The organism is Streptomyces crystallinus, assembly GCF_039521265.1.
In the GTDB taxonomy this organism is placed as follows: domain Bacteria; phylum Actinomycetota; class Actinomycetes; order Streptomycetales; family Streptomycetaceae; genus Streptomyces; species Streptomyces crystallinus.
In genome coordinates, this window is the sequence record NZ_BAAACA010000011.1 from 54,954 (window position 1) to 69,494 (window position 14,541).

Below are 14,541 nucleotides of genomic sequence, written 5' to 3' on the forward strand. Positions count from 1 at the left end.
TAAACAGAGCGCCGGACCGGCCATCGCGGCCGGTCCGGCATCCCTCGGGCGCTCAGGGCCGCTCAGGCCGTTATCGGCCGCTGCACTCTGATCGACTGGAGCAGTCCGATCGCCACCCAGACCGCGAACATGGACGAGCCTCCGTACGACACGAAGGGCAGCGGGAGGCCCGCCACCGGCATGATGCCGAGGGTCATTCCGATGTTCTCGAAGGACTGGAAGCCGAACCAGGCGATGATCCCGGCCGCCACGACCGTTCCGTACAGCTCGCTCGTCTCGCGGGCGATGCGGCAGGCGCGCCACAGGACCACGCCGAGCAGCAGGAGGATCAGTCCGGCGCCGACGAAGCCGAGCTCCTCGCCCGCGACGGTGAACACGAAGTCCGTCTGCTGCTCGGGGACGAACTGGCCGGTGGTCTGGCTGCCCTTGAACAGGCCGGTGCCGGTCAGCCCGCCGGAGCCGATGGCGATCCGGGCCTGGTTGGTGTTGTAGCCGACGCCCGCCGGGTCGAGGTTGGGGTTGGCGAAGGCCGCGAAGCGGTTGATCTGGTACTCGTCGAGCAGCCCGAGCGCCGCCACCGCGACCGCGCCCGCCACGCCCGCCCCTATCAGGCCGAGCACCCAGCGGTTGGAGGCTCCGGAGGCGAGCAGCACGCCCAGAATTATGATCACGATGACCATGACCGAGCCGAGGTCCGGCATCATCATGATGATCAGGATCGGCAGGGCCGCGATGCCCAGGGACTTGAGCACCGTGCGGTGGTCGGGGTGGGGCGTGTCCCCGGCGTCGACCCGCGACGCCAGTATCATCGCCATCCCCAGAATGATGGTGATCTTGGTGAACTCGGACGGCTGGAGCGAGAAGCCGCCGCCGATGATGATCCAGGCGTGCGCGCCGTTGACGGTCGCGCCCAGCGGGGTGAGCACCGCGAGGATGAGCACCACCGAGATCCCGTAGAGCACCGGCACCGCGCCCCGCAGGGTGCGGTGGCCCAGCCAGATGGTGCCGATCATCAGCCCCAGGCCGATGCCGGTGTTCATGGCGTGCCGGATCAGGAAGTAGTACGGGTCGCCGTTGTTGAGCTGGGTGCGGTTGCGGGTCGCCGACCACACGAGCAGCGAGCCGATGAACGACAGCGCCAGCGCGGACAGCAGCAGCCACCAGTCGAGCCGGCGCAGCACCGAGTCGCGCGCGGTGAGCTTGGCGAAGGTGGAGCGCTCCGGCGCGTAGCGCTGGACGGAGAAGCCGGCCATCAGTCCCTGCGCCCCCGTCCGCCGTTCCGGTTGTCGGTGTTGGCCGCGGCGAGCTGCTGCTCACCGGTCTTCTTCTCGGGCACCTTCTGCGAGTCCGGGTCGTACGGCTCGATCTTCGGCGCGTCGATGGAGCCGTCGGCCTGGATCCTGGGCAGGGCCTGCTGCGGCTCGGGCAGCAGCGCCCGCTTGAGGTCCTGGTTGCCGGCGTCGTCGAGGCCGTAGAGCGCGTCGTAGATGTTGCGCACGGCGGGGCCGGACGCGCCGGAGCCCGTACCACCCTGCGAGATCGTCATGACGATCGAGTAGTCCTTGGTGTACGTGGCGAACCACGAGGTGGTCTGCTTGCCGTAGACCTCGGCGGTGCCGGTCTTGGCGTGCATCGGGATCTGCTTCTGCGGCCAGCCGCCGAAGCGCCAGGCGGCGGTGCCGCGGGTGGCGACGCCCGCGAGGGCTTCGTCTATGTCGTCGCGGGTCTCCCGCGTCATCGGCAGCCTGCCGTGCGACTTGGGCTTGATCTCCTTGACCGACTTGCCGTCGGCGCTGATCACCGCCTTGCCGACGGTGGGGTTGTAGAGGGTGCCGCCGTTGGAGATCGCCGAGTAGATCGTGGCCATCTGGATGGGGGTGACGAGGGTGTCGCCCTGGCCGATGGAGTAGTTGACCGAGTCACCGGCGCGCATGAGGTTGCCTTCGAGGCAGTTCTCGTACTCGATCTTCTCGACGTAGTCGCCGTCCTTCTTGCCGTGCTTGCACCAGGCGTCCTTGTTGGCCGCCCAGAAGCGCTGCTTCCACTGGCGGTCGGGGACCCGGCCGGGGACCTCGCTGGGCAGGTCGATCCCGGTCTTGGAGCCGAGGCCGAAGTCGTGCGCCGTCTTGTAGAACCAGTCGGCGGCGTCCTTCTTCGGCTTCATGCCGCCGTCCTTGAGCCACTGGTCGTGCGCGAGGCCGTAGTAGACGGTGTCGCAGGAGACCTCCAGGGCCTGGCCGATGGTGATGCTGCCGTGGCCCTGGGACTCGAAGTTCTTGAAGACCTGGCCGCCGACCGAGTACGAACTGGGGCAGGGGTAGGTGTTGTTGAAGGGGTACCCGGCGCGGACCGCGGCCGCCGAGGAGACCACCTTGAAGATCGAGCCGGGGGCGGCCTGGCCCTGGATGGCGCGGTTGAGCAGCGGGTAGTTGGAGTCCTTGCCGGTGAGCGCCTGGTAGTCCTTGGCGGAGATGCCGCCGACCCAGGCGTTCGGGTCGTAGTTGGGCAGCGAGGCCATGGCGACGACGCGGCCGGTCTTGGCCTCCATGACCACGACGGCGCCCGCGTCGGCCTTGTAGTTCTCGTTGGTGTTCTTGTCGAACTCCTTGCGGGCCTCTTCCATCGCGTGGTTCAGCTCGTACTCGGCGACGGCCTGCACCCGGGCGTCTATCGACGTGACGATGTTGGAGCCGGGCTCGGCCTTGTCGCTCTGCGCCTGCCCGATGACCCGGCCGAGGTTGTCCACCTCGTAACGGGTCACGCCCGCCTTGCCGCGCAGCTGCCTGTCGTACGTGCGCTCCAGGCCCGAGCGGCCCACCATGTCCGAGCGCAGATACGGCGAGTCGGTGTCCTTCGCCTTGTCGATCTCCTCGTCGGTGACCGGCGAGAGGTAGCCGAGCACCTGGGCGGTGTTGGCCTTGCCGGGCGCGGTGTAGCGGCGCACGGCGGTGGGGTCGGCGGTGATGCCGGGGAAGTCCTCGGAGCGCTCGCGGATCTGGAGGGCCTGCTGGGTGGTGGCCTTGTCGGTGACCGGGATCGGCTGGTACGGCGAGCCGTTCCAGCACGGCTTGGGCGTCTTGGCGTCGCACAGGCGCACCTTGTCCATGACGTCCTGCGGCTTCATGCCGAGCACCGCGGCCAGCCGGGTCAGCACCGCCTTGCCCTTGTCGGGCATCTTCGTCAGGTCGGTACGGGAGGCGGAGACCACCAGGCGGGTCTCGTTGTCCGCGAGCGGCACCCCGCGCGCGTCCAGGATCGCCCCGCGCACCGCGGGCTGGACGACCTGCTGCACATGGTTGTTCTTGGCCTCGTCCTCGTACTCCTGCCCGTTGCGGATCTGGAGGTACCAGAGGCGCCCGCCGAGGGTGAGGAGCAGGGAGAAGACGAGGACCTGGATGATGATGAGCCGGATCTGCACCCGGGGGGTGCGTCCCGTCTCGGGGATGTTGCTCACGCCGTGGCCCCCTCGTTCACAGTCGCTTGACGCCCTTGATGCGGCCGGCCCGGGCCGCGCGGTTGCGGGCGGCCTTCACGCGCAGGCCGCCCTTCTGGTTGCCGATCCGCAGCCCGGTCCCGCCGGAGAGCCAGCCGGAGGCGATGCTCGTGCCGTTCTTGGCCGCGCCGCCGCCCCCGGAGGTCTCGCCGAGCGGGTCGTTCTCGGCCCGTCTGGCCAGCGCCATGATCAGCGGCACCGTGAACGGGGCCAGCAGCAGGTCGTAGACGGCGGCCGTGAACAGCAGGTTCAGCAGGCCGACATGGCGGGCCGCGGTGTCACCGACGAGGGCGCCCACGCCCGCGTAGAGGAGCGTGGAGCCGATGGCCGCGCAGACCACCACGACCATCGGGCCGGTGGCCGAGCGGAGCCGGCCGTGGTCGGGCTTGGCGAGCCCGGCCGCATAGCCCACCAGGCACAGGACCAGGGCGTAGCGTCCGGCGGCGTGGTCGGCGGGCGGGGCGAGGTCGCACAGCAGGCCCGCGCCGAAGCCGACGAAGGCGCCGCCGAGGTGGCCGTAGACGAGGGCGAGGCCGAGGACGGTGAGCAGCACCAGGTCCGGGACGGCGCCCGGCAGCTGGAGCCGGGCGAGGACGCTCACCTGGACGACGAGGGCGACGACGACGAGGGCGCAGGAGAGGATGACCCTGTTGATACGCATCTGGATCAGCTCCTACTGGTCGCCGTCGGCGGCGGCGTTGTTCGCGTTCGGATCGCCGCCGGGGACGGCGTTGGGCTTGCGCTGGGGGTCCGCGTTGGGGTCCGGGACCGCGTTCTGGTTCTGGTTCTGGTTCGGGTTGGGGTCGCCGTTCGGGATGGGGACGTTCGGGTCGGCCTGGTTGGGGCCCACCCCGTTCCCCGGCGGGGGCGGGGTGACCGTGACGGTCACCGTGGGCGTCGGGGTCGGCTTGGGCTTGGCAGGCAGCACCTGGTCGCGCGGGTCGGTGCGCGGGGCCTGGACGACGACGCCGACGATGTCGAGCTTGGTGAACCCGACGTACGGACGGACGTAGATGGTCCGGGTCAGGTCGCCGCCGGACGGGTCGACCTTGACGACCTCGCCGACCGGGACGCCCGGCACGAACGGCTTGTCGGCCTGCGAGCCGAAGGTCACCAGCCGGTCGCCCGCCTTGACCTTGGCCTTGCCGTTGAGCAGCTGCACCGACAGCGGCCGGTCGCCGCGCCCGGTGGCGAAGCCCAGCTCGTCGCTGTTCTCCATCCGGGTGCCGACCGTGAAGTCCGGGTCGTTGGCGAGCAGCACGGTGGCGGTGGAGGGGCCGACGGTGGTGACCCGGCCGACCAGGCCCTCACCGTTCAGTACGGTCATGTCGCGCTTGATGCCGTCGTGCGAGCCGGCGTCGATGGTGACGGTCCAGGAGAAGCCCTGGGCCGCTCCTATTCCGATGACCTGCGCGGCCTTGATGCCGTACTGGCCCTCGCCGGCGGTCTTGAGCATCGCGTCGAGCTGGTTCAGGCGCGAGCGGTTGCGGGCGTCGCTGCCGAGCTTCTGCTTCAGCGTCTCGTTCTCCCGCTGGAGGTCGGCGATCTTGTTGTGCCGCTCCCCCGAGTCGCGCACCGCCCCGATGGCGTTGCCCACCGGGTCGACGGCCGCCGCCATGCCGTTCTCGACCGGCCCGAACACCGTGGCGGCGGCCTGCCGGGCCCCGTCCACCGGTGAATTCTCCCCACCCCGGATGTCGACCGTGATCAGCGCGAACGCTACGGCGATCAGCAGCACCAGGAGCAGCCGGCTCTCTCGTGTGTCCCTCACGTGCGGCGGCCGTGCCTTCCTCGTCGGAATCTGTTCGATCTGTATATCAACGATCCGCCGTACGGGTTGGCAGTGGCCCGTACGGGCGGTCCCCCCAGGTCATCGGATGACTTGGGGGGACGGCTGCCGATCGTGCTTATCGGCGCGGCTGCGCGTCGAGGACCTGCTGGAGGGCCTCGAACTCCTCCACGCACTTGCCGGAGCCCAGAGCGACCGAATCCAGCGGGTCCTCGGCGATGTGGATGGGCATACCGGTCTCGCGGCGCAGCCGCTCGTCCAGGCCCCGCAGCAGGGCGCCGCCGCCGGTGAGGACGATGCCGCGGTCCATGATGTCGCCGGAGAGCTCCGGCGGGCACTTGTCGAGCGTCGTCTTCACGGCGTCGACGATCGCGTTGACCGGCTCCTCGATGGCCTTGCGGACCTCGGCGGCCGAGATGACCACGGTCTTGGGCAGCCCGGAGACCAGGTCGCGGCCGCGGATCTCGGTGTGCTCGTCCTTGTCCAGGTCGTACGCCGAACCGATGGTGATCTTGATCTGCTCGGCGGTGCGCTCACCGAGGAGGAGGCTGTACTCCTTCTTGATGTGCTGGATGATCGCGTTGTCCAGCTCGTCGCCGGCGACGCGGATGGACTGCGCCGTGACGATTCCGCCGAGCGAGATCACCGCGACCTCGGTGGTGCCGCCACCGATGTCGACGACCATGTTGCCGGTCGCCTCATGGACGGGCAGGCCGGAGCCGATGGCCGCCGCCATGGGCTCCTCGATGATGTGCACCTGGCGGGCGCCGGCCTGGGTGGAGGCCTCGATGACGGCGCGGCGCTCGACTCCGGTGATACCGGAGGGCACGCAGACGACGACACGCGGGCGGGCCAGGTAACGCCGCTTGTGGATCTTCAGGATGAAGTAGCGGAGCATCCGCTCCGTGATCTCGAAGTCGGCGATCACGCCGTCCTTCAGCGGTCGTACGGCCACGATGTTGCCCGGCGTACGGCCGATCATCTTCTTCGCCTCGGCGCCGACCGCGAGGATGCCGCCGGTGTTGGTGTTGATGGCGACGACGGACGGCTCGTTCAGGACGATTCCGCGGCCCCTGACGTACACCAGCGTGTTGGCGGTCCCGAGGTCGACAGCCATGTCACGGCCGATGAACGACATGTTGTTGCTCCCCATGAGGATGCGTCCGGCCTTCCCTAATCGAGCGTTGACGGCTTTTTAGGTCGGCGAGGTGGGTGCTGTGTGGGCGTGAGGCTCCATCGTAGTGCCGCCTGCACGGACACGGCGCGTTGGTCCACCTCTAGTAATGGTGACGATCTGTCGGACCGATGCGTTCCCGACTTCTTCCCGCATATGCCGAGGGGCGACCGAAATTCCTTCGGTCGCCCCAGGTCATGAGCGCTATATGGCTGACACCCGGTCAGGGAATCAGACCCGACCCGGGAAGAAGATCTTCAGTTCCCGCTCGGCCGACTCCTCGGAGTCCGACGCGTGGATGAGGTTCTCGCGGACGATCGTGCCGAAGTCGCCGCGGATGGAGCCGGGGGCGGCGGCGATCGGGTCGGTGGGGCCCGCCAGCTGGCGTACGCCCTCGATGACGCGCTCGCCCTCGACGACGAGGACGACGACGGGGCCGGAGGCCATGAAGCCCATCAGCGGCTCGTAGAAGGGCTTGCCCTTGTGCTCGCCGTAGTGCTGCTCCAGGGTCTCCTGGTCCAGGGTGCGCAGCTCCATCGCCGGGATGGTCCAGCCGGCCTTGCGCTCGATCCGGCCGAGGATCTCGCCGATCAGGCCGCGACGGACGGCGTCGGGCTTGAGGATGACGAGAGTGCGCTGGGTCATGGTGTACGGCTCCTTGCGGCATACGTGTGCGGTGAGGCGAGGCTACAGGGGGTACGGGAGGCGCTCGCACCCGGACCGGCCCGTACCCGCCAGGGGCGCGGGGAACTGCGCGAGCAACCCAGCACTGTCCGCGGACGAAGGACTACGCCTGCGGCTCCGGTTCCTGGGCCGCGAAGCGGGCCTTGGCCGCGTCCACCTGGCGGCCGTAGTGGATCGAGGCCCACCACAGGCCCGCGAAGACCGCGCCCAGGAAGAACATGTGCGGGACGACGAAGCCGCTCGCGATCAGGGCGATCTGCAGCGCCCAGCCCAGCTGGAGCCCGCCCGGACGGGTCAGCACACCGCACAGGAGCACCGAGAACAGCATCGCGATGCCGCTGACCGTCCACACCGTGGACACGGTGAGGCTGTCGTCCTTCATGGCGACCAGACCGGCGAACCCGATGACGAAGAATTCACCGATGAGGGTGGAAGCGCAGAGCGTGCGCATCGGGCGTCAGCCCCTTCCCAGGAGCAGCCGGGCCTCGCCGACCGTGATCACGGAACCGGTGACGAGGACTCCCGCACCGGCGTACTCGTCCTCTTCCTCCGCCAGCGTGATCGCCGCCTCCAGCGCGTCGTCCAGCCGGGGCTCGACCACCACCCGCTCGTCGCCGAAGACCTCGACGGCGACCGCGGCCAGCTCGTCGACGTCCATCGAGCGGTGGCTGGAATTGGCGGTGACGACGACCTCGGCGAAGACCGGCTCGAAGGCTTCGAGGAGGCCCTTCACGTCCTTGTCGGCGCTGGCCGCGACCACACCGATCAGCCGCGAGAAGCCGAACGCCTCGGTCAGGCCCTCCGCCGTGGCCTGGGCGCCCGCCGGGTTGTGGGCGGCGTCCAGGACGACGGTGGGGCTGCGGCGTACGACCTCCAGGCGGCCGGGCGAGACCACGGAGGCGAACGCCTTGCGGACGGTGTCCACGTCCAGCGGGCGGGCGTGCTCGGAGCCGATGCCGAAGAACGCCTCGACCGCGGCGAGGGCGACGGCCGCGTTGTGCGCCTGGTGCGCCCCGTACAGCGGGAGGAAGACCTCCTCGTACTCGCCGCCGAGGCCGCGCAGGGTCAGCAGCTGGCCGCCGACCGCGACCTCGCGCGCGACGATCCCGAACTCCATGCCCTCGCGCGCGACCGTGGCGTCCGCCTCGACCGCCTTCTTCAGCATCACCTGGGCCGCGTCGACCGGCTGCTGGGCCAGGATGACGGTGGCGTCCTGCTTGATGATCCCGGACTTCTCCACGGCGATCTCGGCGGGTGTGGAGCCGAGCCGGTCGGTGTGGTCCAGGGAGATGGGGGTCACGACGGCCACCGAGGCGTCGATGACGTTGGTCGCGTCCCAGCTGCCGCCCATGCCGACCTCGACGACGGCCACGTCCACGGGGGTGTCCGCGAAGGCCGCGTACGCCATGCCGGTGAGCACCTCGAAGAAGGACAGCCGGTACTCCTGCTGGGCGTCGACCATCTCCACGTACGGCTTGATGTCCTCGTACGTCTCGATGAACCGCTCGGCCGTGATCGGCGCGCCGTCCAGGCTGATGCGCTCGGTGATCGACTGGACGTGCGGGGACGTATACCGGCCGGTGCGCAGGTCGAAGGCGGCGAGCAGCGCCTCGATCATGCGGGCGGTGGAGGTCTTGCCGTTGGTGCCGGTGATGTGGATCGAGGGGTACGCCCGCTGGGGCTCGCCCAGGACGTCCATCAGCGCGGCGATCCGGGCCACGGAGGGCTCCAGCTTGGTCTCGCCCCAGCGGCCGGCCAGCTCCGCCTCGACCGCGCGCAGCGCCTTGTCGACCTCGGGGTCGGCGGGGCGGGCGGGGACGGGGTCGGTCTGCGGCGCGCCGCCGTGCGTACGCAGGGTGCGGCTGCCGGCCTCGATCACGGCGAGGTCGGGGTCGCGCTGGGTCTCGGCCTCGACGATGTCGTCGAAGGGGTCGTCGGGGCGGGTGCGGTGGTCGGGCTGCTCGGTCACGCCCCCAGTCTACGGAGCCGCCCCCCGGGCCGGGTGAGTGGCCGAAGCGCCTTTCCCGGTGCTCTGCCCCGGCCCCCTGAACGGGGCTGCGCCCCGCGCCCCTTCTCGGCCCGGTCTCCGTCTGCGGGCCGGTGGCCGGCTGGTCGCGCAGTTCCCCGCGCCCCTAAACCCGCCTTCGTCTGCACGTCGTGGCCGCTTCTCGCGCAGTTCCCCGCGCCCCTGACCCCGCTTTCGTCTGCGGGTCGTGGTCGGTTGCTCGCGCAGTTCCCCGCGCCCCTAGGGGGTTGGCGGGAGTCGGGGAAACCTGCTCAGCCACAGATCTTTTAGGGGCGCGGGGAACTGCGCGAGAAGCGGCCACCGGCCCGCAGACGAAGACCGGGCCCAAAAGGGGGCGCGCAGCACCGCCCGAACGGCCCGTCCTACCCAGGGGCGCGGGGAACTGCGCGACCAGCCACCCACCGGGGCGCAGACAAAGGCCGGGCCGGGTTGGATTACGGCGTGCCGGACGGCAGGGTCGCCTCAACCTCGTACGTCGTCGCCGTACGCCGCGTACGCAACGCACCCCCCATACTCTCCACCCGCTCCCGCATGGAAAACGTCCCCGTCCCCGAAGACACCGGCGCCGCCGACGGCACGGCGGACGACAGCCGGTTGCGGACGCGGACGACGAGTTCGCCGCCCCGGACGTCGATCGCCACCTCGACCTCCTCCCCCCGCGCGTGCTTCACCGCGTTCGTGAGGCACTCCTGCACCACCCGGTAGACCGCCGCCTGGCGCAACGGGGACACCCCGTACGCCCCCGAGGCCACGTCCAGCCGCACCGGCGTCCCGGCCCGGCGGGTCTCCGCCGCCAGCGACGGCAGGCCCTCGAGGCCCGGCGTGGCGCGCCGCTCGTCCGCCCGCGTCACGATGATCTCGTTCAGCATCAGATGCGCCCGCCGCGCCGTAGCCGCCAGCGAGTCGAAGTCCTGCTCGTGCGGGCCGCCCACGGCGCGCCGGGCCCGTACCTCCGCCGTCACCGCCAGCATCGTCAGCTCGCGCCCCACCATGTCGTGCACGTCCCGCGCCACCGACGCCCGCTCGGCCTGCACGGCCTGGAGCGCCTCGACCTCGCGCACCAGGTCCTGGCGGTACGTGGCGACGCCCACCGCCGCCGACAGCACCCCGATCGGCACCACGATGCTCAGGAACGAGCTGAGGGTCTCGGCGCGGTGCCCGATCCAGCCGGGGACGTAGTAGAGGCCGCACGCCACCGCCACGTACAGCACGGTCGACACCACCGCCGTACGACGGCCGCGGAAGCGCCCCAGCGAGTACAGGGCGAACTGGATCAGGGTCAGCTGGTGCAGCCAGCCGAGGAAGAGCAGCGCGGCCAGATACGGGATCCACGGCCAGCGGCGGCGCAGCAGCAGCGTCGCCGAGCCGGCCGCGAGCACCGGCGGCACGGTCGCCCCGGTCAGCGAGTTGTCCGCCGCCGCCAGGCCCGGCACATCGATGATCATCAGCGCGAAGGCGGCCAGCGCGATCAGCACGTCCAGCGCCCGGTCGTCACCCAGCGCGCGCCGCAGCGCGGAGGCGGGGGACGGAGCGGACATGTCTTCCATCATGCAAGGTCTTTCGGCCCCGCATGACTGACTTTCGACCCTTGTTGGGGGCTAATCGCGTGATTTGACCCACGTGACGCGGAGCTGGGCACGCCTGAGCACGCGAAGGGCCCCGGACCGTCCAACGGTCCGGGGCCCCTCCACGGCCTCGTTACGCCTGCGGCAGGTTCGCCAGCTGCGTCGTGATCCGGTCGATGTCCGCCTCGGCCTTGGCGAGGCGGGCCTTGATCTTGACGACCACGTTGTCCGGCGCCTTGGCCAGGAAGGCCTCGTTGCCGAGCTTGCCCTCGGCCTGCTGCTTCTCCTTCTCCGCCGCGGCCAGGTCCTTGGCCAGACGCTTGCGCTCGGCCGCCACGTCGATGGTGCCCGACAGGTCGAGCGCGACCGACGCTCCGGCCACCGGCAGGGTGGCGGTGGCGCTGAAGGCCTCGCCCTCCGGCTGGAGGCGCAGCAGCTGCCGGATCGCGGCCTCGTGCGCGGCCAGCGTCGTACCGGCCAGGTCCAGACGGGCCGGGACCTTCTGCCCGTCCTGGAGACCCTGCTCCTTGCGGAACCGGCGGACCTCGGTGACCACGGCCTGGACCTGCTCGATCTCGGCCTCGGCGGCCTCGTCACGGAAGCCGCTGTCCTGCGGCCACTCGGCGATCACCAGGGACTCGCGCCCGGTCAGCGTGGTCCACAGCGTCTCGGTGACGAACGGGACCACGGGGTGCAGCAGCCGCAGCATGACGTCCAGGACCTCGCCCAGCACCCGGCCGGAGACCTTGGCCTGCTCGCCGCCCGCGAAGAACGTGGTCTTCGACAGCTCGACGTACCAGCTGAAGACCTCGTCCCAGGCGAAGTGGTACAGGGAGTCCGACAGCTTCGAGAACTGGTAGTCCTCGTAGAACGCGTCGACCTCGGCCACGGTCTTGTTGAGTCGCGACAGGATCCAGCGGTCGACCGCCGAGAGCTGCTCGACGGGCGGCAGTTCGCCCTCGACCGTGGCGCCGTTCATCAGCGCGAAGCGCGTGGCGTTCCAGATCTTGTTGGCGAAGTTGCGGGACGCCTGGACCCAGTCCTCGCCGATCGGGACGTCGACGCCCGGGTTGGCGCCGCGTGCCAGGGTGAAGCGGACGGCGTCGGAGCCGTACGTGTCCATCCAGTCCAGCGGGTTGACCGCGTTGCCGAAGGACTTCGACATCTTCTTGCCGAACTGGTCGCGGACCATGCCGTGCAGGGCGATGGTGTGGAACGGCGGGGTGCCGTCCATCGCGTACAGACCGAACATCATCATCCGGGCGACCCAGAAGAAGAGGATGTCGTAGCCGGTGACCAGGACGGAGTTCGGGTAGAACTTCGCGAGGCTCTCGGTCTGCTGCGGCCAGCCGAGGGTGGAGAAGGGCCACAGGCCGGAGGAGAACCAGGTGTCCAGGACGTCGGTGTCCTGGCGCCAGCCCTCACCCGTCGGCGCCTCCTCGTCCGGTCCGACGCAGACGATCTCGCCGTTCGGGCCGTACCAGACGGGGATGCGGTGGCCCCACCAGAGCTGGCGCGAGATGCACCAGTCGTGGAGGTTGTCGACCCAGTCGAAGTACCGCTTCTCCATCTCCTGCGGGTGGATCTTGACCTTGCCGTCGCGGACCGCGTCACCGGCGGCCTGGGCGAGCGGGCCGACCTTGACCCACCACTGCATCGAAAGGCGCGGCTCGATCGTCGTCTTGCAGCGCGAGCAGTGGCCCACGGAGTGGGTGTACGGGCGCTTCTCGGCGACGATGCGGCCCTCGGCGCGCAGCGCGGCGACGATGGCCGACCGGGCCTCCAGGCGGTCCAGGCCCTGGAAGGGGCCGTGGGCGGTGATGACCGCGTGCTCGTCCATGACCGCGAGGTTGGGCAGGCCGTGGCGCTGCCCGATCTCGAAGTCGTTCGGGTCGTGCGCCGGGGTCACCTTGACGGCGCCGGTGCCGAACTCGGGGTCGACGTGCTCGTCCGCGACGACCGGGATGCGGCGGCCGGTGAGCGGCAGCTCGATCTCGGTGCCGACGAGGTGCTTGTAGCGCTCGTCCTCGGGGTGGACGGCGACGGCCGTGTCACCCAGCATCGTCTCGGCGCGGGTGGTGGCCACGACGATGGACGCGTCGCCCTCGCCGTACCGGATGGAGACGAGCTCGCCGTCGTCGTCCTGGTACTCGACCTCGATGTCGGAGATCGCGGTCAGACAGCGCGGACACCAGTTGATGATGCGCTCGGCGCGGTAGATCAGCTCGTCGTCGTAGAGCTTCTTGAAGATGGTCTGGACGGCCTCGGACAGGCCCTCGTCCATGGTGAAGCGCTCACGCGACCAGTCGACGCCGTCACCGAGGCGGCGCATCTGGCCGGAGATCTGACCGCCGGACTCGCCCTTCCACTGCCAGACGCGCTCGATGAACGCCTCCCGGCCCAGGTCGTGGCGGGACTTGCCCTCCTTGGCCAGCTCACGCTCGACGACGTTCTGGGTGGCGATACCGGCGTGGTCCATGCCCGGCTGCCACAGCGTCTCGTACCCCTGCATGCGCTTGCGGCGGGTCAGGGCGTCGATCAGCGTGTGCTCGAAGGCGTGGCCCAGGTGGAGCGAACCGGTGACGTTGGGCGGCGGGATGACGACGGTGAAGGGCTCCTTGTCGCTCTTCGCGTCCGCCTCGAAGTAACCGCGCTCTACCCAGCGCTCATACAGCTCCCCCTCTACCTCGGCCGGCGCGTACTGGGTCGGCAGTTCGGTGGTGGGCGCTGGGTTCTGCTGCTGAGTGTTCTCGGTCACGGGGCCCAGTTTAGGGGTGTCACGGGCCGGTACTGAAACGGGAATCTTTGGTAACGGTCGGCCCCCCGATGCGCCCTGCGGCCGGACCGTCCGTCAGGATGTCGGGATCGGATAAGCATCCCTAGGGGGAATCCCAGCAATGAGCTACAACCAGCCGGGCCCGTACGGCGGCCAGCCCCAGCAGCCCGGTCCGTACGGTCAGCAGCCGCCGCAGCAGCCGTACGGGCAGCCCCAGCCCGGCTACGGCTACCCGCAGCAGCCCCCGCAGGGCGTCCCGCCCCAGCAGGGCTACGGCTACCCGGCCCAGCAGCCCCAGTACGGCCAGCAGCCGCCGTACGGCGCGCCCATGATGCCGCCGCCGGCACCGCCGAAGAAGAAGCGGACCGGTCTGATCGTGACGGCCGTGGTGGTCGCGATCGCGGCGGTCGGCGGTGGCGTGTACTTCCTGACGAAGGGCGACGGGGGCAGCAGTGTCGCCGACGACGGCGCGCACAAGCTGATCACGCCGGACAGCGTGGCCGCGGGCGCGTACAGCATCAACAAGAAGGACCCGTCCGACAAGACCACCGAGAAGGACAAGAAGGACTTCGAGGCGGCGGGTATCAAGAACCCGACGACGGTCAAGGCGAGTTACAAGGCGTCGGGCGTCACGCCCGCCAAGCAGATGAGCTTCAACGGTGTCTGGGGCCAGATCGCCGATCCGGAGAAGGCCGTCGACGCCGTCTTCGCTCAGGTCAAGAAGAACGCCGAGACGGACAAGGACGCCAAGGGCAGCTTTGTCGGCAGCCCCGAGAAGAAGTCCCCGGCGGGGCTGGACGGCGCCGTCATGAAGTGCCAGTCCGCCAAGATCAACGCCGACAAGAGCACCGGCGGCAAGGAGCTGCAGTTCCCGATCTGCATCTGGGCCGACCACAGCACCCTCGGCATGGTCACCGTGGTCGACCCGGCCGCGCTCATGGCCGGCACGAAGGGCATCTCGCTCGACGAGAACGCCGACACGACGGCGAAGGTCCGCAAGGACGCGCGCGTTCCGGTGAAGTAGCTGGTGACAC

Annotated in this window: 11 protein-coding genes; 1 reads left to right on the forward strand and 10 read right to left on the reverse strand. The window is 69.9% G+C overall.

The window, feature by feature from the left end:
* Positions 1–62 precede the first annotated feature (62 nt).
* The 10 genes from rodA to ABD236_RS09665 form a co-directional block, all read right to left on the reverse strand.
* Positions 63–1,253: a rod shape-determining protein RodA gene (gene rodA, locus ABD236_RS09620; RefSeq protein ID WP_344072423.1), complete on the reverse strand. Its 1,191-nt coding sequence runs from the start codon at positions 1,251–1,253 to the stop codon at positions 63–65.
* The gene (mrdA, locus tag ABD236_RS09625) at positions 1,253–3,454 is read right to left on the reverse strand and encodes a penicillin-binding protein 2 (protein WP_344072425.1); all 2,202 of its coding nucleotides are present in this window, start codon (positions 3,452–3,454) and stop codon (positions 1,253–1,255) included. Before mrdA ends, rodA begins: the two co-directional genes overlap by 1 nt.
* Before the next feature lie 16 nt (positions 3,455–3,470).
* The gene (mreD, locus tag ABD236_RS09630; protein WP_344072427.1) at positions 3,471–4,154 is read right to left on the reverse strand and encodes a rod shape-determining protein MreD; all 684 of its coding nucleotides are present in this window, start codon (positions 4,152–4,154) and stop codon (positions 3,471–3,473) included.
* Between the two features lie 12 nt (positions 4,155–4,166).
* Positions 4,167–5,264 carry a rod shape-determining protein MreC gene (mreC, locus tag ABD236_RS09635; RefSeq protein ID WP_344072429.1) on the reverse strand — a complete coding sequence of 366 codons (1,098 nt, stop codon included), beginning with the start codon at positions 5,262–5,264 and terminating at the stop codon, positions 4,167–4,169.
* 136 nt (positions 5,265–5,400) lie between these two features.
* Positions 5,401–6,420 carry a rod shape-determining protein gene (locus ABD236_RS09640; protein WP_053727412.1) on the reverse strand — a complete coding sequence of 340 codons (1,020 nt, stop codon included), beginning with the start codon at positions 6,418–6,420 and terminating at the stop codon, positions 5,401–5,403.
* A gap of 267 nt (positions 6,421–6,687) precedes the next feature.
* Positions 6,688–7,101 carry a nucleoside-diphosphate kinase gene (ndk, locus tag ABD236_RS09645; RefSeq protein WP_344072431.1) on the reverse strand — a complete coding sequence of 138 codons (414 nt, stop codon included), beginning with the start codon at positions 7,099–7,101 and terminating at the stop codon, positions 6,688–6,690.
* A 142-nt stretch (positions 7,102–7,243) separates the two neighbouring features.
* Positions 7,244–7,591 (reverse strand): DUF4233 domain-containing protein, encoded by a 348-nt coding sequence (locus ABD236_RS09650; RefSeq protein ID WP_344072433.1) that lies wholly within the window; start codon positions 7,589–7,591, stop codon positions 7,244–7,246.
* A gap of 6 nt (positions 7,592–7,597) precedes the next feature.
* Positions 7,598–9,109, reverse strand: a complete 1,512-nt coding sequence (folC, locus tag ABD236_RS09655) for a bifunctional tetrahydrofolate synthase/dihydrofolate synthase (RefSeq protein WP_344072435.1) — start codon at positions 9,107–9,109, stop codon at positions 7,598–7,600.
* 491 nt (positions 9,110–9,600) lie between these two features.
* Positions 9,601–10,704 (reverse strand): sensor histidine kinase, encoded by a 1,104-nt coding sequence (locus ABD236_RS09660; protein WP_344072438.1) that lies wholly within the window; start codon positions 10,702–10,704, stop codon positions 9,601–9,603.
* A 160-nt stretch (positions 10,705–10,864) separates the two neighbouring features.
* On the reverse strand, positions 10,865–13,489 hold the full coding sequence (locus ABD236_RS09665; RefSeq protein ID WP_344072440.1) for a valine--tRNA ligase: 2,625 nt from the start codon (positions 13,487–13,489) through the stop codon (positions 10,865–10,867).
* A gap of 139 nt (positions 13,490–13,628) precedes the next feature.
* Between ABD236_RS09665 and ABD236_RS09670 the strand changes: the two genes are divergently transcribed.
* The gene (locus ABD236_RS09670; protein ID WP_344072442.1) at positions 13,629–14,531 is read left to right on the forward strand and encodes a hypothetical protein; all 903 of its coding nucleotides are present in this window, start codon (positions 13,629–13,631) and stop codon (positions 14,529–14,531) included.
* Positions 14,532–14,541: the final 10 nt, after the last annotated feature.

What these genes read in the sequence shown, in the direction of transcription:
- ABD236_RS09660 (WP_344072438.1), bottom strand. Translation starts at nt 10,704, where the DNA reads ATGTCCGCTCCGTCCCCCGCCTCCGCGCTGCGGCGCGCGCTGGGTGAC.
- ABD236_RS09670 (WP_344072442.1), top strand. Translation starts at nt 13,629, where the DNA reads ATGAGCTACAACCAGCCGGGCCCGTACGGCGGCCAGCCCCAGCAGCCC.
- ndk (WP_344072431.1), bottom strand. Translation starts at nt 7,101, where the DNA reads ATGACCCAGCGCACTCTCGTCATCCTCAAGCCCGACGCCGTCCGTCGC.
- rodA (WP_344072423.1), bottom strand. Translation starts at nt 1,253, where the DNA reads ATGGCCGGCTTCTCCGTCCAGCGCTACGCGCCGGAGCGCTCCACCTTC.
- mreD (WP_344072427.1), bottom strand. Translation starts at nt 4,154, where the DNA reads ATGCGTATCAACAGGGTCATCCTCTCCTGCGCCCTCGTCGTCGTCGCC.
- ABD236_RS09650 (WP_344072433.1), bottom strand. Translation starts at nt 7,591, where the DNA reads ATGCGCACGCTCTGCGCTTCCACCCTCATCGGTGAATTCTTCGTCATC.
- ABD236_RS09640 (WP_053727412.1), bottom strand. Translation starts at nt 6,420, where the DNA reads ATGTCGTTCATCGGCCGTGACATGGCTGTCGACCTCGGGACCGCCAAC.